Origin of the sequence: Streptomyces thermolilacinus SPC6 (genome assembly GCF_000478605.2) — a bacterium.
GTDB classification, from domain to species: Bacteria; Actinomycetota; Actinomycetes; order Streptomycetales; family Streptomycetaceae; genus Streptomyces; species Streptomyces thermolilacinus.
In genome coordinates this window covers 2,490,214-2,505,799 of record NZ_ASHX02000001.1, presented here as the reverse complement: position 1 = coordinate 2,505,799, position 15,586 = coordinate 2,490,214, and the positions used below count along the sequence as shown (strand labels likewise).

The window sequence follows — 15,586 nt, the reverse complement described above, 5'->3', positions numbered from 1 at the left end:
GTTGACGCTGACGTGCCGGGCAACTGTAGGAGCCGGACGAACCGGGATCGACCGATTAACCCCACGGCGGGCACCGCGCCCCTCCTCACCGCGCCCCCCTCCTCACCGCCCCTCATCCAGCACGAGGGCGTTCTTGGCGCGCGCGACGGACTCCTCGGCGGCAGGGGCGCGTTCTCGGTAGCCAGGGCCTGGTCGACCTCGGCGTACGGCCGCATCCGCCGCTCGTACGCCGCGAAACCGGCCACGTGGTCACCGCCCGCCGCGCGCAGGGCGTCGGCCAGGACGTACGCACCGCACAGGGCGAGGCTGGTGCCCTGCCCGGACAGGGGCGAGGCGCAGTACCCGGCGTCGCCCAGCAGCGCGACGCGCCCGCGCGACCAGCGGTCCACGCGGATCTGCGCCATCGCGTCGCAGAAGAAGTCGGGCGCCGTCCGCGCGGCCTCGGCCAGCCGGGGCGCGTCCGGCCAGCGCAGCGCCTCGATCCGGCGCACGATGAGCCCGCGCAGCCACCCGGTGTCCCGGTGGTCGCCGTCCAGCGGCCCGGACTCGAACCCGAACGCCACGCGCAGCTCGTGGTTGCGGGCACCGACATGGCGGCGAAGCCGGACCGGCCGTCGCGCAGCCAGACCTGCCAGTCGTCGAGGCCGAGGAAGTTCGGGGCGGTGAAGACCGACAGGTACTGCCCCAGGTGCGCGGCGAAGCGCTCCTCGGGCCCGAAGGCGAGCCGCCGCACCCCCGAGTGGAGGCCGTCGGCGCCCACGACCAGGTCGAAGTCCTGTACCGCCCCGGACGCGAACCGGACCCGCACCGGCCCGCGGCCGCGCTCCCCCAGTGCGGTGACGGCGTCCCCGTACACCCACTCGACCCCGTCCCCGGCCCGGTCCTGGAGCAGCCGCACGAGGTCGTCGCGCATCAGCTCGATGTCGTCGCCGTCGAGCCGCCCGCTGCTGGCGGCGTACTCGGTGCTGCGGTGGACCTCGTTGCCTTCGGCGTCCAGCACGGACATGCCGCGCATCCGCGTGCGCACGGCGCGGGCGGTCCCAGCAGGTCCATGCGGTCGAGCACATCGAGGGCGACGCCCGGTACGTCCACGGCCTGGCCGCCGAGCCGGGGAGCGGCGGCCCGTTCGACGACGGTGGGCGCGAAGCCGTACCGGCGCAGCCAGTGGGCGAGCGCGGAACCGGCGATGCCGCCGCCGGAGACGAGCACGTTCAGCATGGAGACCCCTTGGGTGTATGAGGTGAGCGCGCTGAACGTACGCCGTAAACCCACCCTCACGCCCATCTGCGCCAGCACAGAAAAGCCCCGCGACCCGACACCCCAGCAGCCTCTGTACTAGTACAGATGACCCGTACACCCAGAACGGCCCAGCCGGGGCCGGCTACGACCTGGACCTCGACGCCCTCTTCGAGCTGGGCCTCACCACCCTCCTCAACGGCCTCACCCCCCCGCTGGAACGCCCGGCCGTCAACCCCCGGCATCCCACGTGAGGGTGTACCTCCACCGCATCCCGCCCGCCACACCCCCAGGTAGACCCCACTCCGCCCCCACGACCGCTCCCACCGCCCCTCGCAAGCCCCCATAACGTGACCAGCCGACACCAACCGCCACACACCACCGGCGCGGCCAGGGGGACGAACGATGGCATGGGACGAATGGGAACGACTCAAATCCGCGGCCACCGAACACCGCACCGCGGCGACACCCCCAGCCCCGCGCCCGCCCGACACACACGCCGGGACGGGCTCCGAGCGGCTCAGGTCGCAGAAGAGGGCGTGGAGCGGCGCCGGCCAGGCGGTCAAGCGGCTCAGGACCGACATCACCAGGGCCATGGTCCGCCTGGAGAGCGGGCAGACGGGCCTCACGCCCCTGCAAGGGTGCCGGTCGGGCGTCGCGCAGCAGGAGCTGCACGCCTCCTGGACGAGGTACCTCGGAGACGTACGAAGCCGCTGCGGCGAACTGGGCGCCCTCCTGGAACAGGCGGGGCGCGACCTGTCGATGACCGACGCGGCGCTGCGCGACGAGCTCGGCCGGATCCAGGTGAGGTACGCGGACACCGCCGCGCCCGGCGGCCGGGCGAAGGCCGGGTGACCGGCGGACATGGACCTCACGACGCTGAAGACGTTCAGACCCGCCGAGTACGAGGACGCCGCGGACGCGTACCGGGCCACCGGGGACATCGCCGGCACGGCGAAGGACACGATCGACCAGCAGGTCGCGGCCGCTCTCCGCGACCGGCTCGAAGGCGAGGCCGCGACGGCCGCCCTCGTCCAGCTCAGGCACCTGTCCCGGAACTTCCACTACGCCCAGACCGAGTGCGCCCTGGTGAGCGCCGCCCTCAACGGCTTCGCCCACGACATGGGCGCGGCGAAGCGGAAACTCATGGCCGCCCTGGAGGACGCCCGCGCCGCCGGGTGCGCGGTCGGCGCGGACGGCTCGGTCACGTACCCGGAGGGCGGCACGGTGGCCGTCGCGGGCGGTACGTCGTCCCCGCTGGCTTCGGCGCTGTACCGCCAGTCCGCGGCAGCGCACCCGGACCCGCGCTACGGCAGGGCGCTGGAGCTCGCGAACCGGATCGCCGACGCGCTCGGCGAGGCCGCAGAGGCGGACGCCAGGTGGGCACCGAAACTGAGCGCCCTGAAGGCGGACGACGACCTGACCGTGTCGCACGCCGACTGGAAGGACGTCGAAGCGGACACGACCGGCGTCCGCGCCGCCGCCGGGAACTACCTGGCCTCCCTGCCCCAGCCGCCCGGGGACGGCACCCCGAGGGACAACGCGGACTGGTGGCAGAGCCTCACCGAGGAGGAACGGGCGGCGTGGCTGTCCCTCCACCCCGCCCGGGTGGGCGCCATGGACGGCCTCCCCGCCCCGGTCCGCGACGAGGCCAACCGCGTCGTCCTCAACGAGCACCTGGCCAGAACCCGCCTCGAACTGGACGCCATCCCGAAACCCCCCGCCGACCGCTGGACGTGGACCACCACGGGCCTGACACCCACCAGAGTCCCCACCCCCGAGTACCTGGCCTGGCAGCAAGAGCACGGCGAGCGCTACTTCGCCCTCCAGAACTCGCTCAGGGGCATGGAGAGCATCCAGCAGCGCTTCGACCAGACCGGCGAACGAGGCCTCCCCGAGGCCTACCTCCTCGGCTTCAGCCCCGAAGGCAACGGGCGAGCCATCATCGCCACCGGCAACCCCGACACAGCCCACCACCAAGCCGTCTACGTCCCCGGCACCACGTCGAACCTGAGCAATATCGGCGAGGGCATCGACCGGATGGAGAACGTCTGGCGGGTGGCTCAAACCGAAGCGCGCGGTGACTCGGTCTCCACCATCGCTTGGTACGGCTACGACGCTCCGCAGGACATCAAGACGGACGCGCCGTTCAGGCACTACGCGAATGACGGAGCGCCGGCGTTCAGGAAGTTCCTCGATGGCTTGGAAGCCTCGCAGAGCGGAGACCCGGCGACACATCGCACAGTGATCGGCCACTCATACGGGACGACCCTGGTAGGCGCTGCGGCTGACAAGGGCACGCTGAACACGGACGATGTGATCACTGTGGGAAGCCCTGGAGTGACGGTCCCCAAAGCAGAGGAGCTGGACGTGCCGAAGGGACACGTCTGGAACCAGGAGGCACACGGGGACGTGGTCCCGGACCTCGGCCGCTTCGGGCATGGAGGACACGACCAGGATGGCCTCTGGACGGTGCCGAGCGATGAACGGTTCGGCGCTAACCAGATGGCCACGGACACGAAGGGTCACAGCGGCTATTGGGACGACGGGACTGAAAGCCTGCGGAACCAAACGAGGATTGTCGCAGGTCGGTATGGAAGTGTGCGTCTAGAGGAATAAGTGCCTGCCTCGGGTGAATGCGGCGAGGAGGCGAATAAGTGAGGAGTCTGCCGCCTTGATGATTAAGTCGAGCGTCTATGCGCTCCTCGGTTCAATCGCTTTGATTACTGTTACCGGGTGTGGCATGAACGACAGATCTGATGAGGTGCCCTTCGCGGGGGCGAGTACGTCGCACAACGCTGCCGATCGGGCAGAGAAGGTGTCCAGCGAGATCTACGATTTGATCGGCCTCAAGGGCAAGGCCTCCGACATCCGGCCTGGAGTGATGGACTGTTCAAAAAGGGATCGGGACAAGTACTTCCGCGTCTTCCATCCGTGGACTTTCACTCCAGCTTCGGGTGGGGATCTCCAAGGGGTGATGGAACGACTCAAGGAGGACCTGGTCAAGAACGGATGGAAGATCGTCCGTTACGGACCGGACAGCAGCCGGGACAAGAACCTCAGCCTTACGGCAGACCACGACGAGAAGAAGGTCAGCGTCGAGATCACCTACAACGCAAAAGAGAACCCCGCGGACCTCAGTGTCTTCCTGGTCTCCGGCTGCTACCAGATCCCGGACGGGGAAAAGATCCAGCGCTTCTGATCTGCCGCCAACCGGAATCCAACCCATCCGGCATCCCGTCTGCTGCCCGGCGGCGGTGGCTAGGGCGTGAGCTGGCCCCCTGCGTCTGCTGACGAACGTCCGGTGCGGCCCCACCCGTATCGCCGACAACGTGAAGGCTGTCCAGGTGCTCCACCTAGCCACTTCGGGCTGAGCTCACCCCGCAGCATTCACCAGGGTCATCAGCTCGACCTCTGTGGTTCCGGTCGGCACCCGCACGTCGAAGGTGTAGCCCTGATCGCAGAACACCAGGTCAAGGTGGGCCGGGGTCAGCGCACGGAAGGCGAGCACCAACCACATCGCGTCCTCCTCCCAAACATCCATGTACAGGCAGGTACCGTCCTCGTGCAGATACGCCTCGCCTGGGCCGTTCTCCGTCTCGAAGCTCCAGATGAGACTGCGTACTTCACTGCGGTGCGACGAATCCGTCTCGACCTCAGCCCACCGAGCGCGGATCGCCTCGGTCAGCGCATCCCGATCGGCGTGCCATCCGCCCTCATCACCTTCGACCACCGCCAAGAACGTCATAGCCAGGGATCTATCAGACGCCTATGACGCGGCGTCGATCAGCGGTTGCCCCGAGTTGGAATGGGCTCACTCGATGGCCACCCGTGCCCGCCAGAGTGCACAGTCGTGATGTTCCACAGCTCGGGATTCCGGCCTGCTGATGGGGCCTGGTACGGGCACGGGTGCCGCCACCGTTGACGCGGTTCGTCCGGGGCGGCCTACGGCGGCGGGCCGGGCAGTCGGTGCTCGGTCGGCGCCAGGCCGACCTGCGCCTCACCACGAAGTTCAACCGCCCCGGCCCACCGCCACCGGATACGCGTGGGCGATGTACGCCCAGCGGCCGGCGCCCAGGGTCAGGTACAGGGGCGGGGGCGCCAGCCACCAGGGGTGCAGGCGTCTGTGGCGTACAGGAGCAACGGACAACGCCAAGGTCAGGGCGGCGGACAGGATCATCAGGGCGCAGCCCATCTCGATGCCCGTCAGGTTGTCCTCGTCCCAGGGGCCGTCCGGGGGGACCGCCAGGGCCCAGTAGGCCACGTACGCGGTCGCCGCGTGGACCGTCAGGAGTGACGCGCCCCGCAGGCTCAGCACCTCACGCTTCAGGAAGTCGATCACGCCCCGGGCGACGCCGCTCAGCCACCGGAGGGTTCCGACGCCTGGGACACCCAGCACCCGCCCAGGGATGGAGCGCCTCCCGCCGGCCTCCGCGTGGGCTCGGTGCTCACCACCGCCGGGGGCAACCGCCTCCCACCCGGGCGCAGGCCCCGCCCCGCCGCCCGAGGCGCCCGGTCGGCGCCCCGGCCCAGCGGGGGGCAGGATCCGCACCGCTGCCGCCCGGGGCACCGCCCCGCCATCCGGCGAAGGCACCGCCCCATCACCACCCAAGGCCCCCGGCGAAGGCACCGCCCCGCCTCCCCCAAAGCCCCCGGCACAGGCACCGCCCCGCCGCCCAGGGGCCCGCCCCGCCCCGCAGCGACCCGGCTCCCACCCCGCGTGCCTCGGTTTGATCGATACCGCTCGCGGGGTATTCTCTTCGGCTCGATTGGCGTACGCAGGTCCCCGTGTGGCAGACTGTCCGGGTTGCTCGGTTGAGTGCCGATGCTGCGCGCCTCCCGCCGGGAGGACCGGAAGCGAGTCCCACAGTACTCGTCGCCTCTGATCAGGGGCGGACGTACGGGAATCTTCCGGGAAGCGTCAGCGGGGCGCCTACCAGGCACCCGGTGGGTGTCTTCCCCCGGACCGCGGTCCCAGGCCCGCACCCCCTTGGTTGGGAAATCCTTCGGGAGATCTACGTAGAGGGAGCGCGACACGCCCGACCGCGTGGGTCGGAGAAGACAGAAGCTCACCAGGTTCCAGAGCGTTACGAGAGACAGGACTACTGAGTAGCCATGGCGGGACAGAAGATCCGCATCCGGCTCAAGGCCTACGACCACGAGGTCATCGACTCCTCGGCGAAGAAGATCGTCGAGACGGTGACCCGCACTGGTGCGTCGGTCGCGGGCCCGGTGCCGCTGCCCACTGAGAAGAACGTGTACTGCGTCATCAAGTCGCCGCACAAGTACAAGGACTCGCGCGAGCACTTCGAGATGCGCACGCACAAGCGCCTCATCGACATCCTCGACCCCACGCCGAAGACGGTTGACTCGCTCATGCGTCTCGACCTGCCGGCCGGCGTCGACATCGAGATCAAGCTCTGAGGTGACGCGCGAGATGGCTAAGAACATTAAGGGCGTCCTGGGCGAGAAGCTCGGCATGACCCAGGTCTGGGACGAGAACAACCGGGTTGTCCCGGTGACCGTCGTCAAGGCCGGTCCCTGCGTCGTCACCCAGGTCCGCACCAACGACATCGACGGCTACGAGTCGGTCCAGATCGCCTTCGGCGAGATCGACCCGCGCAAGGTGAACAAGCCCCTCAAGGGTCACTTCGCCAAGGCCGACGTCACCCCGCGCCGCCACCTGGTGGAGATCCGCACCGCTGACGCCTCCGAGTACACGCTCGGCCAGGAGATCACCGCTGCGGTCTTCGAGGCGGGCGTCAAGGTCGACGTCACCGGCAAGAGCAAGGGCAAGGGCTTCGCCGGTGTCATGAAGCGCCACAACTTCCGTGGCCTGGGCGCCGGACACGGCACCCAGCGCAAGCACCGCTCGCCCGGTTCCATCGGTGGCTGCGCCACCCCGGGCCGCGTGTTCAAGGGCCTCCGCATGGCGGGCCGCATGGGCAACGAGCGGGTCACCACCCAGAACCTGACCGTCCACGCCGTTGACGCGGAGAAGGGCCTGCTGCTCATCAAGGGCGCGGTTCCTGGTCCGAACGGCGGCCTCGTCCTGGTCCGTACCGCGGCCAAGGGGGCCTGAGGTAACGATGAGCACCATTGACATCCTTTCGCCGGCAGGCGACAAGGCCGGGACCGTCGAGCTCCCCTCGGAGATCTTCGACGCGAAGACCAGCGTTCCGCTGATCCACCAGGTCGTCGTCGCCCAGCTGGCCGCTGCCCGACAGGGCACGCACAAGACCAAGACCCGTGGCGAAGTCCGCGGCGGTGGCAAGAAGCCGTACCGCCAGAAGGGCACCGGCCGCGCCCGTCAGGGCTCGACCCGCGCCCCGCAGTTCGCCGGTGGTGGCGTCGTCCACGGCCCCGTGCCGCGTGACTACTCCCAGCGGACCCCCAAGAAGATGAAGGCCGCCGCCCTGCGCGGTGCCCTCTCCGACCGGGCCCGCCACTCCCGTATCCACGTCGTCACCGGCGTGGTCGAGGGTGAGATCTCCACCAAGGCCGCCAAGACGCTGTTCGGCAAGATCTCGGAGCGCAAGAACCTGCTCCTGGTCGTCGAGCGCTCCGACGAGGCCGCGTGGCTCTCCGCCCGCAACCTGCCCCAGGTGCACATCCTGGAGCCGGGCCAGCTGAACACGTATGACGTGCTCGTCTCCGACGACGTGGTCTTCACCAAGGCCGCCTTCGAGTCCTTCGTGTCTGGCCCCAAGGCCGTTGAGACCGAAGGGAGCGACGCCTGATGACTGAGGCCGTCGTCACCAGCAAGACCTTCACGGACCCGCGCGACATTCTCGTCAAGCCGGTTGTCTCCGAGAAGAGCTACGCGCTGCTGGACGAGAACAAGTACACGTTCGTCGTCGACCCGCGCGCCAACAAGACCCAGATCAAGCAGGCCGTCGAGGCGGTCTTCTCGGTCAAGGTCACCGGGGTCAACACGATCAACCGGCAGGGCAAGCGCAAGCGCACCCGCACCGGTTACGGCAAGCGCGCCAACACGAAGCGCGCCATCGTGACCCTTGCCGAGGGCAACCGTATCGACATCTTCGGCGGTCCGACCGCCTAAGGGCGGTCTGGATCGTCCGAATATCGGACGAGGACTGAGAAATGGGTATCCGCAAGTACAAGCCGACGACTCCGGGCCGTCGTGGCTCCAGCGTCGCCGACTTTGTCGAGATCACGCGGTCCACGCCGGAGAAGTCGCTGGTCCGCCCCCTGCACAGCAAGGGCGGCCGTAACAACACCGGTCGTGTGACCGTCCGCCACCAGGGCGGTGGCCACAAGCGCGCCTACCGAGTGATCGACTTCCGTCGTCACGACAAGGACGGCGTGCCGGCGAAGGTCGCTCACATCGAGTACGACCCCAACCGCACCGCGCGCATCGCGCTCCTGCACTACGCGGACGGCGAGAAGCGCTACATCATCGCCCCGCGTGGCCTGAACCAGGGCGACAGGATCGAGAACGGTCCCGGCGCCGACATCAAGCCCGGCAACAACCTGGCCCTGCGCAACATCCCGGTCGGTACCACGATCCACGCGATCGAGCTCCGTCCCGGTGGCGGTGCCAAGTTCGCCCGCTCCGCCGGCGCCTCCGTGCAGCTGCTCGCGAAGGAGGGCTCGATGGCCCACCTCCGCATGCCGTCCGGTGAGATCCGCCTGGTCGACGTCCGCTGCCGCGCCACGATCGGCGAGGTCGGCAACGCCGAGCAGTCGAACATCAACTGGGGCAAGGCCGGCCGTAAGCGCTGGCTGGGCGTTCGCCCGACCGTCCGCGGTGTGGCGATGAACCCGGTTGACCACCCGCACGGTGGTGGTGAGGGCAAGACCTCCGGTGGTCGCCACCCGGTCTCCCCGTGGGGTCAGAAGGAGGGTCGTACTCGTTCTCCCAAGAAGGCGAGCAACAAGTACATCGTCCGCCGCCGCAAGACGAACAAGAAGCGCTAGGAGCGGGTTTAGATGCCGCGCAGTCTCAAGAAGGGGCCCTTCGTCGACGACCACCTGATCAAGAAGGTGGACGCCCAGAACGAAGCCGGCACCAAGAACGTCATCAAGACCTGGTCCCGTCGCTCGATGATCGTCCCGGCCATGCTCGGCCACACGATCGCGGTGCACAACGGCAAGACCCACATTCCGGTGTTCGTCACCGAGTCGATGGTCGGCCACAAGCTCGGCGAGTTCTCGCCGACGCGCACCTTCCGGGGTCACGTCAAGGAAGACCGGAAGTCGAAGCGCCGCTAACCAGCGGGGTGAAAGACCATGACGAACGTGTCAGACACTGAAGGGACAACCATGGAAGCCAGGGCCCAGGCGCGGTACATCCGCGTCACGCCCATGAAGGCCCGCCGCGTGGTGGACCTCATCCGTGGCATGGACGCCACGGAGGCTCAGGCGGTCCTGCGTTTCGCCCCGCAGGCCGCGAGCGTGCCGGTCAAGAAGGTGCTGGACAGCGCCATCGCGAACGCCGCGCACAACTACGACCACACGGACGCCTCTTCGCTGTTCATCAGCGAGGCGTACGTGGACGAGGGCCCGACCCTGAAGCGGTTCCGTCCGCGCGCCCAGGGCCGCGCCTACCGGATCCGTAAGCGGACCAGCCACATCACCGTGGTCGTCAGCAGCAAGGAAGGAACCCGGTAATGGGCCAGAAGGTAAACCCGCACGGGTTCCGGCTCGGCATCACCACCGACTTCAAGTCGCGCTGGTACGCCGACAAGCTGTACAAGGACTACGTCAAGGAAGACGTCGCCATCCGTCGGATGATGACGTCCGGCATGGAGCGCGCCGGCATCTCCAAGGTCGAGATCGAGCGCACCCGTGACCGTGTCCGCGTGGACATCCACACCGCGCGTCCGGGCATCGTCATCGGCCGCCGTGGCGCCGAGGCCGACCGCATCCGCGGCGACCTCGAGAAGCTCACGGGCAAGCAGGTCCAGCTGAACATCCTCGAGGTCAAGAACCCCGAGGTCGACGCTCAGCTCGTGGCCCAGGCCGTTGCCGAGCAGCTGTCCTCCCGCGTCTCCTTCCGCCGCGCCATGCGCAAGAGCATGCAGTCGGCCATGAAGGCGGGTGCCAAGGGCATCAAGATCCAGTGTGGTGGCCGTCTCGGCGGCGCCGAGATGTCCCGCTCGGAGTTCTACCGCGAGGGCCGTGTGCCGCTGCACACGCTCCGCGCGAACGTCGAGTACGGCTTCTTCGAGGCCAAGACCACCTTCGGCCGCATCGGCGTGAAGGTCTGGATCTACAAGGGCGACGTCAAGAACATCGCCGAGGTTCGCGCCGAGAACGCCGCTGCCCGCGCCGGCAACCGCCCGGCCCGTGGCGGCGCCGACCGCCCGGCCCGCGGTGGCCGTGGTGGCGAGCGTGGCGGCCGCGGCCGCAAGCCGCAGCAGAACGCCGCTGCCGAGGCCCCCAAGGCCGAGGCCGCTGCCGCTGCTCCGGCTGAGAGCACCGGAACGGAGGCCTGACCGAAATGCTGATCCCCCGTAGGGTCAAGCACCGCAAGCAGCACCACCCCAAGCGCAACGGCATGTCCAAGGGTGGCACGCAGGTTGCGTTCGGCGAGTACGGCATCCAGGCGCTGACCCCGGCGTACGTCACGAACCGCCAGATCGAAGCGGCTCGTATCGCCATGACCCGCCACATCAAGCGTGGCGGCAAGGTCTGGATCAACATCTACCCGGACCGTCCGCTCACCAAGAAGCCCGCCGAGACCCGCATGGGTTCCGGTAAGGGTTCTCCGGAGTGGTGGATCGCCAACGTCAAGCCCGGACGCGTCATGTTCGAGCTGTCGTACCCCAACGAGAAGATCGCCCGTGAGGCGCTGACCCGCGCGGCCCACAAGCTGCCGATGAAGTGCCGGATCGTCAAGCGCGAGGCAGGTGAAGCGTGATGTCGGCCGGTACCAAGGCGTCCGAGCTGCGCGAGCTGGGCAACGAGGAGCTTCTGGCGAAGCTCCGCGAGGCCAAGGAAGAGCTGTTCAACCTCCGCTTCCAGGCGGCGACCGGACAGCTCGAGAACCACGGCCGTCTGAAGGCGGTCCGCAAGGACATCGCGCGGATCTACACCCTGATGCGCGAGCGTGAGCTGGGCATCGAAACGGTGGAGAACGCCTGATGAGCGAGAACAACGTGACTGAGACGAACACTGAGGCTCGAGGCTTCCGCAAGACCCGTGAGGGCATCGTCGTCAGCGACAAGATGGACAAGACCGTCGTCGTCGCCGTCGAGGACCGCAAGAAGCACGCGCTGTACGGCAAGGTCATCCGTAGCACGAGCAAGCTCAAGGCCCACGACGAGCAGAACGCTGCCGGCGTCGGCGACCGCGTCCTCCTGATGGAGACCCGGCCGCTGTCCGCGACGAAGCACTGGCGCATCGTCGAGATCCTCGAGAAGGCCAAGTAATTACTTGAAGGGGTAACCCTTCAGGTTCGTTCCGCCAGGCTCGGCGTCCCGTGGGTTCGCCCACGGGCGCCGGGAACCGGCAGACAATCAGGAGATAGACGTGATCCAGCAGGAGTCGCGACTGCGTGTCGCCGACAACACTGGTGCGAAGGAAATCCTTTGCATCCGTGTGCTCGGTGGCTCCGGTCGCCGCTACGCGGGCATCGGTGACGTCATCGTCGCCACCGTCAAGGACGCGATCCCCGGTGGCAACGTGAAGAAGGGTGACGTCGTCAAGGCGGTCATCGTTCGCACCGTCAAGGAGCGCCGCCGCCAGGACGGCTCGTACATCCGCTTCGACGAGAACGCCGCCGTCATTCTGAAGAACGACGGCGACCCTCGCGGCACCCGTATCTTCGGCCCGGTCGGCCGTGAGCTGCGCGAGAAGAAGTTCATGAAGATCATCTCGCTCGCGCCGGAGGTGCTGTAAGCATGAAGATCAAGAAGGGTGACCTGGTCCAGGTCATCACCGGCAAGGACAAGGGCAAGCAGGGCAAGGTCATCGCGGCCTTCCCCCGTGAGGACCGCGTCCTGGTCGAGGGTGTCAACCGGGTCAAGAAGCACACCAAGGCGAACCAGCCGGGCCGCGCCTCGCAGGCCGGCGGCATCGTCACGGTCGAAGCCCCCATTCACGTGAGCAACGTTCAGCTCGTCGTGGAGAAGGACGGCAAGAAGGTCGTGACCCGCGTCGGTTACCGCTTCGACGAGAACGGCAACAAGATCCGCGTTGCCAAGCGGACGGGTGAGGACATCTGATGGCTACCACCACGACCCCGCGTCTCAAGACGAAGTACCGCGAGGAGATCGTCGGCAAGCTGCGTGACGAGTTCAAGTACGAGAACGTCATGCAGGTTCCGGGCCTCGTCAAGATCGTGGTCAACATGGGTGTGGGCGACGCCGCCCGCGACTCCAAGCTGATCGAGGGCGCCATCCGCGACCTCACCACGATCACCGGTCAGAAGCCGGCCGTCACCAAGGCCCGCAAGTCCATCGCGCAGTTCAAGCTGCGTGAGGGTCAGCCGATCGGTGCCCACGTCACGCTCCGTGGCGACCGCATGTGGGAGTTCCTGGACCGCACCCTGTCGCTCGCGCTTCCGCGCATCCGCGACTTCCGTGGTCTGTCCCCGAAGCAGTTCGACGGCCGTGGCAACTACACCTTCGGTCTCACGGAGCAGGTCATGTTCCACGAGATCGACCAGGACAAGATCGACCGGGTCCGGGGCATGGACATCACCGTGGTCACCACGGCGACCAACGACGACGAGGGTCGTGCCCTCCTCCGTCACCTCGGCTTCCCGTTCAAGGAGAACTGACCGTGGCGAAGAAGGCTCTGATCGCTAAGGCCGCCCGCAAGCCGAAGTTCGGTGTGCGCGCGTACACCCGCTGCCAGCGCTGCGGCCGGCCCCACTCCGTCTACCGCAAGTTCGGCCTGTGCCGCGTGTGCCTCCGTGAGATGGCTCACCGTGGCGAGCTGCCGGGCGTGACCAAGAGCTCCTGGTAATCAACCCAGTTGGGTTGATGCCAGGCTCTCGGTAAGCAGACCGGTCGGCAGGGGCCCCTCCCCACATGACGTAGGCTTGTGGGGTTGGGCGCCTGCCGCCCGGACGCCCGCGGGCCGAACCCCGCTAGATAACGCTTACTACGCCGTAGGTCCCCGCACCGCACCCGTCCCGCCCATGAGTGGGGAGAGGGATGGCGCATACAGGAAACCCCGGCGAGAGAGGCCGAAGGCCAATTCATGACCATGACTGATCCGATCGCAGACATGCTTACGCGTCTGCGGAACGCGAACTCGGCGTACCACGACACCGTGACGATGCCGCACAGCAAGATCAAGTCTCACATCGCGGAGATCCTCAAGCAGGAGGGCTTCATCACGGGCTGGAAGGTCGAGGACGCCGAGGTCGGCAAGAACCTCGTCCTCGAGCTGAAGTTCGGCCCGAACCGCGAGCGCTCCATCGCGGGCATCAAGCGGATCTCGAAGCCCGGTCTCCGGGTCTACGCGAAGTCCACCAACCTGCCGAAGGTTCTCGGCGGCCTGGGCGTGGCGATCATCTCCACGTCCCATGGTCTCCTGACCGGCCAGCAGGCGCAGAAGAAGGGCGTGGGTGGGGAAGTCCTCGCCTACGTCTGGTAGTCGGGAACGGAGGAAAAGCCAATGTCGCGTATCGGCAAGCTCCCCATCACGGTTCCCGCCGGCGTGGACGTCACCATCGATGGCCGTACGGTCGAGGTGAAGGGCCCCAAGGGCACCCTGAGCCACACCGTCGCCGCGCCGATCGAGATCGTCAAGGGTGAGGACGGCGTTCTGAACGTCACCCGCCCCAACGATGAGCGTCAGAACAAGGCCCTTCACGGCCTGTCCCGCACGCTGGTGGCCAACATGATCACCGGTGTGACCCAGGGGTACACGAAGGCGCTCGAGATCAGCGGTGTCGGTTACCGCGTTGCCGCGAAGGGCTCCAACCTGGAGTTCCAGCTCGGCTACAGCCACCCGATCCTCGTCGAGGCGCCCGAGGGCATCTCGTTCAAGGTCGAGTCGCCGACCAAGTTCTCGGTCGAGGGCATCGACAAGCAGAAGGTCGGCGAGGTCGCCGCGAACATCCGCAAGCTGCGCAAGCCCGACCCGTACAAGGCCAAGGGCGTGAAGTACGCGGGCGAGGTCATCCGCCGCAAGGTCGGAAAGGCTGGTAAGTAAGCCATGGCATACGGCGTGAAGATTGCCAAGGGCAAGGCCTACAAGGGCGCTGCTCTGAAGCGTCGCCACATCCGCATCCGGAAGAAGGTCTCGGGTACCGCTGAGCGTCCGCGCCTGGTCGTCACCCGGTCCAACCGTGGGATCACCGCCCAGGTCATCGACGACATCGCGGGTCACACCGTGGCGTCGGCGTCGACCCTGGACGCGTCCATCCGCGGCGGCGAAGGCGACAAGTCGGCGAAGGCCCAGCAGGTCGGCAAGCTCGTCGCCGAGCGTGCCAAGGCCGCCGGTGTCGAGGCTGTCGTGTTCGACCGTGGCGGCAACAGGTACGCCGGGCGCATCGCCGCCCTGGCGGACGCCGCCCGCGAAGCCGGCCTGAAGTTCTGAGCCGGTTCCGTAGCTAGCGGATACAGAGAGAGGTAATTCCAATGGCTGGACCCCAGCGCCGCGGAAGCGGTGCCGGTGGCGGCGAGCGGCGGGACCGGAAGGGCCGTGACGGCGGCGCTGCTGCCGCCGAGAAGACCGCGTACGTTGAGCGCGTTGTCGCGATCAACCGCGTCGCCAAGGTTGTGAAGGGTGGTCGTCGCTTCAGCTTCACCGCGCTGGTCGTGGTGGGCGACGGTGACGGCACCGTGGGTGTCGGTTACGGCAAGGCCAAGGAGGTGCCGGCCGCCATCGCCAAGGGTGTTGAGGAGGCCAAGAAGCACTTCTTCAAGGTCCCCCGTATCCAGGGCACCATCCCGCACCCGATCCAGGGTGAGAAGGCCGCGGGCGTCGTCCTGCTCAAGCCGGCTTCCCCCGGTACCGGTGTTATCGCCGGTGGCCCGGTGCGTGCCGTGCTCGAGTGCGCCGGCGTTCACGACATCCTGTCGAAGTCGCTCGGCTCCGACAACGCGATCAACATCGTGCACGCGACCGTGGAGGCCCTGAAGGGCCTGCAGCGTCCCGAGGAGATCGCGGCCCGCCGCGGTCTGCCGCTCGAGGACGTCGCCCCCGCGGCTCTGCTGCGTGCGCGTGCCGGGGTGGGTGCGTAATGGCTCGCCTCAAGATCACGCAGACGAAGTCGTACATCGGCAGCAAGCAGAACCACCGCGACACGCTGCGTACCCTGGGCCTCAAGCGCCTGGGTGACGTGGTCGTCAAGGAGGACCGCCCCGAGTTCCGCGGCATGGTGCACACCGTCCGCCACCTCGTGACGGTCGAGGAGGTCGACTGA

General features: G+C 67.8%; 26 protein-coding genes and 1 pseudogene. 23 read left to right on the top strand and 4 right to left on the bottom strand.

Going from position 1 to position 15,586, the window contains the following annotated elements; all coding sequences use genetic code 11:
- Window positions 1-263 precede the first annotated feature (263 nt).
- Both J116_RS31490 and J116_RS31360 read right to left on the bottom strand, forming a co-directional pair.
- Window positions 264-404: pseudogene (locus J116_RS31490) on the bottom strand (FAD-dependent monooxygenase); the annotation flags it as partial.
- Window positions 405-912: 508 nt separating this feature from the next.
- A complete protein-coding gene (locus J116_RS31360; RefSeq protein WP_317135522.1) occupies window positions 913-1,218 on the bottom strand; it encodes an NAD(P)-binding protein in 306 nt (101 codons plus the stop codon).
- 423 nt (window positions 1,219-1,641) lie between these two features.
- Between J116_RS31360 and J116_RS10500 the strand changes: the two genes are divergently transcribed.
- Genes J116_RS10500 through J116_RS10490 form a run of 3 tightly spaced genes read left to right on the top strand, consistent with a single transcriptional unit; the run spans window position 1,642 to window position 4,438 of the window.
- The gene (locus J116_RS10500) at window positions 1,642-2,091 is read left to right on the top strand and encodes a hypothetical protein (protein ID WP_023587035.1); all 450 of its coding nucleotides are present in this window, start codon (window positions 1,642-1,644) and stop codon (window positions 2,089-2,091) included.
- Window positions 2,092-2,100: 9 nt separating this feature from the next.
- Entirely contained in the window at window positions 2,101-3,855 is a 1,755-nt protein-coding gene (locus J116_RS10495; protein ID WP_023587034.1) for an alpha/beta hydrolase, read from the top strand.
- A 58-nt stretch (window positions 3,856-3,913) separates the two neighbouring features.
- Window positions 3,914-4,438: a hypothetical protein gene (locus J116_RS10490; RefSeq protein ID WP_023587033.1), complete on the top strand. Its 525-nt coding sequence runs from the start codon at window positions 3,914-3,916 to the stop codon at window positions 4,436-4,438.
- Window positions 4,439-4,612: 174 nt separating this feature from the next.
- Here the strand turns inward: J116_RS10490 and J116_RS10485 are convergent, their stop codons facing one another.
- Window positions 4,613-4,984 (bottom strand): hypothetical protein, encoded by a 372-nt coding sequence (locus tag J116_RS10485; RefSeq protein WP_023587032.1) that lies wholly within the window; start codon window positions 4,982-4,984, stop codon window positions 4,613-4,615.
- A 264-nt stretch (window positions 4,985-5,248) separates the two neighbouring features.
- Complete coding sequence (locus J116_RS10480; protein WP_023587031.1) at window positions 5,249-5,635, bottom strand: hypothetical protein; 387 nt, start codon at window positions 5,633-5,635, stop codon at window positions 5,249-5,251.
- A 716-nt stretch (window positions 5,636-6,351) separates the two neighbouring features.
- Here J116_RS10480 and rpsJ point away from each other — a divergent pair.
- The 20 genes from rpsJ to rpmD all read left to right on the top strand — a co-directional run bounded on the left by rpsJ (window position 6,352) and on the right by rpmD (window position 15,586).
- Window positions 6,352-6,660: a 30S ribosomal protein S10 gene (gene rpsJ / locus J116_RS10475; RefSeq protein WP_003948644.1), complete on the top strand. Its 309-nt coding sequence runs from the start codon at window positions 6,352-6,354 to the stop codon at window positions 6,658-6,660.
- A 13-nt stretch (window positions 6,661-6,673) separates the two neighbouring features.
- Window positions 6,674-7,318: a 50S ribosomal protein L3 gene (gene rplC / locus J116_RS10470; protein ID WP_023587030.1), complete on the top strand. Its 645-nt coding sequence runs from the start codon at window positions 6,674-6,676 to the stop codon at window positions 7,316-7,318.
- 7 nt (window positions 7,319-7,325) lie between these two features.
- A complete protein-coding gene (rplD, locus tag J116_RS10465) occupies window positions 7,326-7,976 on the top strand; it encodes a 50S ribosomal protein L4 (protein WP_028963908.1) in 651 nt (216 codons plus the stop codon).
- Window positions 7,976-8,299 carry a 50S ribosomal protein L23 gene (gene rplW / locus J116_RS10460; RefSeq protein ID WP_023587028.1) on the top strand — a complete coding sequence of 108 codons (324 nt, stop codon included), beginning with the start codon at window positions 7,976-7,978 and terminating at the stop codon, window positions 8,297-8,299. The genes rplD and rplW overlap by 1 nt, the downstream gene beginning before the upstream one ends.
- Window positions 8,300-8,340: 41 nt before the next feature.
- On the top strand, window positions 8,341-9,177 hold the full coding sequence (rplB, locus tag J116_RS10455) for a 50S ribosomal protein L2 (RefSeq protein WP_023587027.1): 837 nt from the start codon (window positions 8,341-8,343) through the stop codon (window positions 9,175-9,177).
- A gap of 12 nt (window positions 9,178-9,189) precedes the next feature.
- Window positions 9,190-9,471, top strand: coding sequence for a 30S ribosomal protein S19 (gene rpsS, locus J116_RS10450; RefSeq protein ID WP_004984529.1), 282 nt, complete (start codon window positions 9,190-9,192; stop codon window positions 9,469-9,471).
- A gap of 51 nt (window positions 9,472-9,522) precedes the next feature.
- On the top strand, window positions 9,523-9,870 hold the full coding sequence (gene rplV / locus J116_RS10445) for a 50S ribosomal protein L22 (protein ID WP_028963907.1): 348 nt from the start codon (window positions 9,523-9,525) through the stop codon (window positions 9,868-9,870).
- Window positions 9,870-10,697, top strand: coding sequence for a 30S ribosomal protein S3 (gene rpsC, locus J116_RS10440; RefSeq protein WP_023587025.1), 828 nt, complete (start codon window positions 9,870-9,872; stop codon window positions 10,695-10,697). Before rplV ends, rpsC begins: the two co-directional genes overlap by 1 nt.
- A gap of 5 nt (window positions 10,698-10,702) precedes the next feature.
- On the top strand, window positions 10,703-11,122 hold the full coding sequence (gene rplP / locus J116_RS10435; protein WP_009190136.1) for a 50S ribosomal protein L16: 420 nt from the start codon (window positions 10,703-10,705) through the stop codon (window positions 11,120-11,122).
- Complete coding sequence (rpmC, locus tag J116_RS10430; RefSeq protein ID WP_007494763.1) at window positions 11,122-11,346, top strand: 50S ribosomal protein L29; 225 nt, start codon at window positions 11,122-11,124, stop codon at window positions 11,344-11,346. Before rplP ends, rpmC begins: the two co-directional genes overlap by 1 nt.
- Window positions 11,346-11,633 carry a 30S ribosomal protein S17 gene (rpsQ, locus tag J116_RS10425; RefSeq protein WP_023587024.1) on the top strand — a complete coding sequence of 96 codons (288 nt, stop codon included), beginning with the start codon at window positions 11,346-11,348 and terminating at the stop codon, window positions 11,631-11,633. The genes rpmC and rpsQ overlap by 1 nt, the downstream gene beginning before the upstream one ends.
- A 100-nt stretch (window positions 11,634-11,733) precedes the next feature.
- Complete coding sequence (gene rplN, locus J116_RS10420) at window positions 11,734-12,102, top strand: 50S ribosomal protein L14 (protein ID WP_003956455.1); 369 nt, start codon at window positions 11,734-11,736, stop codon at window positions 12,100-12,102.
- Between the two features lie 2 nt (window positions 12,103-12,104).
- Window positions 12,105-12,428 carry a 50S ribosomal protein L24 gene (rplX, locus tag J116_RS10415; RefSeq protein WP_023587023.1) on the top strand — a complete coding sequence of 108 codons (324 nt, stop codon included), beginning with the start codon at window positions 12,105-12,107 and terminating at the stop codon, window positions 12,426-12,428.
- The gene (gene rplE, locus J116_RS10410) at window positions 12,428-12,985 is read left to right on the top strand and encodes a 50S ribosomal protein L5 (RefSeq protein ID WP_010473944.1); all 558 of its coding nucleotides are present in this window, start codon (window positions 12,428-12,430) and stop codon (window positions 12,983-12,985) included. The genes rplX and rplE overlap by 1 nt, the downstream gene beginning before the upstream one ends.
- 2 nt (window positions 12,986-12,987) lie before the next feature.
- On the top strand, window positions 12,988-13,173 hold the full coding sequence (locus J116_RS10405; protein ID WP_003956452.1) for a type Z 30S ribosomal protein S14: 186 nt from the start codon (window positions 12,988-12,990) through the stop codon (window positions 13,171-13,173).
- A gap of 237 nt (window positions 13,174-13,410) precedes the next feature.
- Window positions 13,411-13,809, top strand: a complete 399-nt coding sequence (rpsH, locus tag J116_RS10400) for a 30S ribosomal protein S8 (protein ID WP_010473942.1) — start codon at window positions 13,411-13,413, stop codon at window positions 13,807-13,809.
- 21 nt (window positions 13,810-13,830) lie between these two features.
- Complete coding sequence (rplF, locus tag J116_RS10395; RefSeq protein ID WP_023587022.1) at window positions 13,831-14,370, top strand: 50S ribosomal protein L6; 540 nt, start codon at window positions 13,831-13,833, stop codon at window positions 14,368-14,370.
- A 3-nt stretch (window positions 14,371-14,373) separates the two neighbouring features.
- Window positions 14,374-14,757, top strand: a complete 384-nt coding sequence (gene rplR / locus J116_RS10390; protein ID WP_010473938.1) for a 50S ribosomal protein L18 — start codon at window positions 14,374-14,376, stop codon at window positions 14,755-14,757.
- Between the two features lie 41 nt (window positions 14,758-14,798).
- Complete coding sequence (gene rpsE / locus J116_RS10385) at window positions 14,799-15,404, top strand: 30S ribosomal protein S5 (RefSeq protein ID WP_023587021.1); 606 nt, start codon at window positions 14,799-14,801, stop codon at window positions 15,402-15,404.
- Window positions 15,404-15,586 (top strand): 50S ribosomal protein L30, encoded by a 183-nt coding sequence (gene rpmD, locus J116_RS10380; protein ID WP_023587020.1) that lies wholly within the window; start codon window positions 15,404-15,406, stop codon window positions 15,584-15,586. Before rpsE ends, rpmD begins: the two co-directional genes overlap by 1 nt.

Excerpts from the sequence above, each read along its gene's own strand:
- J116_RS10500 (WP_023587035.1), top strand. The coding sequence starts at position 1,642 with ATGGCATGGGACGAATGGGAACGACTCAAATCCGCGGCCACCGAACAC.
- rpsE (WP_023587021.1), top strand. The coding sequence starts at position 14,799 with ATGGCTGGACCCCAGCGCCGCGGAAGCGGTGCCGGTGGCGGCGAGCGG.
- rplB (WP_023587027.1), top strand. The coding sequence starts at position 8,341 with ATGGGTATCCGCAAGTACAAGCCGACGACTCCGGGCCGTCGTGGCTCC.
- rplP (WP_009190136.1), top strand. The coding sequence starts at position 10,703 with ATGCTGATCCCCCGTAGGGTCAAGCACCGCAAGCAGCACCACCCCAAG.
- J116_RS10485 (WP_023587032.1), bottom strand. The coding sequence starts at position 4,984 with ATGACGTTCTTGGCGGTGGTCGAAGGTGATGAGGGCGGATGGCACGCC.
- J116_RS10495 (WP_023587034.1), top strand. The coding sequence starts at position 2,101 with ATGGACCTCACGACGCTGAAGACGTTCAGACCCGCCGAGTACGAGGAC.
- rpsH (WP_010473942.1), top strand. The coding sequence starts at position 13,411 with ATGACCATGACTGATCCGATCGCAGACATGCTTACGCGTCTGCGGAAC.
- rplF (WP_023587022.1), top strand. The coding sequence starts at position 13,831 with ATGTCGCGTATCGGCAAGCTCCCCATCACGGTTCCCGCCGGCGTGGAC.
- rpmD (WP_023587020.1), top strand. The coding sequence starts at position 15,404 with ATGGCTCGCCTCAAGATCACGCAGACGAAGTCGTACATCGGCAGCAAG.
- rpmC (WP_007494763.1), top strand. The coding sequence starts at position 11,122 with ATGTCGGCCGGTACCAAGGCGTCCGAGCTGCGCGAGCTGGGCAACGAG.
- rplD (WP_028963908.1), top strand. The coding sequence starts at position 7,326 with ATGAGCACCATTGACATCCTTTCGCCGGCAGGCGACAAGGCCGGGACC.
- rplW (WP_023587028.1), top strand. The coding sequence starts at position 7,976 with ATGACTGAGGCCGTCGTCACCAGCAAGACCTTCACGGACCCGCGCGAC.
- rplV (WP_028963907.1), top strand. The coding sequence starts at position 9,523 with ATGGAAGCCAGGGCCCAGGCGCGGTACATCCGCGTCACGCCCATGAAG.
- J116_RS31360 (WP_317135522.1), bottom strand. The coding sequence starts at position 1,218 with ATGCTGAACGTGCTCGTCTCCGGCGGCGGCATCGCCGGTTCCGCGCTC.
- rplX (WP_023587023.1), top strand. The coding sequence starts at position 12,105 with ATGAAGATCAAGAAGGGTGACCTGGTCCAGGTCATCACCGGCAAGGAC.
- rplC (WP_023587030.1), top strand. The coding sequence starts at position 6,674 with ATGGCTAAGAACATTAAGGGCGTCCTGGGCGAGAAGCTCGGCATGACC.
- rpsC (WP_023587025.1), top strand. The coding sequence starts at position 9,870 with ATGGGCCAGAAGGTAAACCCGCACGGGTTCCGGCTCGGCATCACCACC.
- rplE (WP_010473944.1), top strand. The coding sequence starts at position 12,428 with ATGGCTACCACCACGACCCCGCGTCTCAAGACGAAGTACCGCGAGGAG.
- rpsJ (WP_003948644.1), top strand. The coding sequence starts at position 6,352 with ATGGCGGGACAGAAGATCCGCATCCGGCTCAAGGCCTACGACCACGAG.
- rplR (WP_010473938.1), top strand. The coding sequence starts at position 14,374 with ATGGCATACGGCGTGAAGATTGCCAAGGGCAAGGCCTACAAGGGCGCT.
- rpsQ (WP_023587024.1), top strand. The coding sequence starts at position 11,346 with ATGAGCGAGAACAACGTGACTGAGACGAACACTGAGGCTCGAGGCTTC.
- rpsS (WP_004984529.1), top strand. The coding sequence starts at position 9,190 with ATGCCGCGCAGTCTCAAGAAGGGGCCCTTCGTCGACGACCACCTGATC.
- J116_RS10490 (WP_023587033.1), top strand. The coding sequence starts at position 3,914 with ATGATTAAGTCGAGCGTCTATGCGCTCCTCGGTTCAATCGCTTTGATT.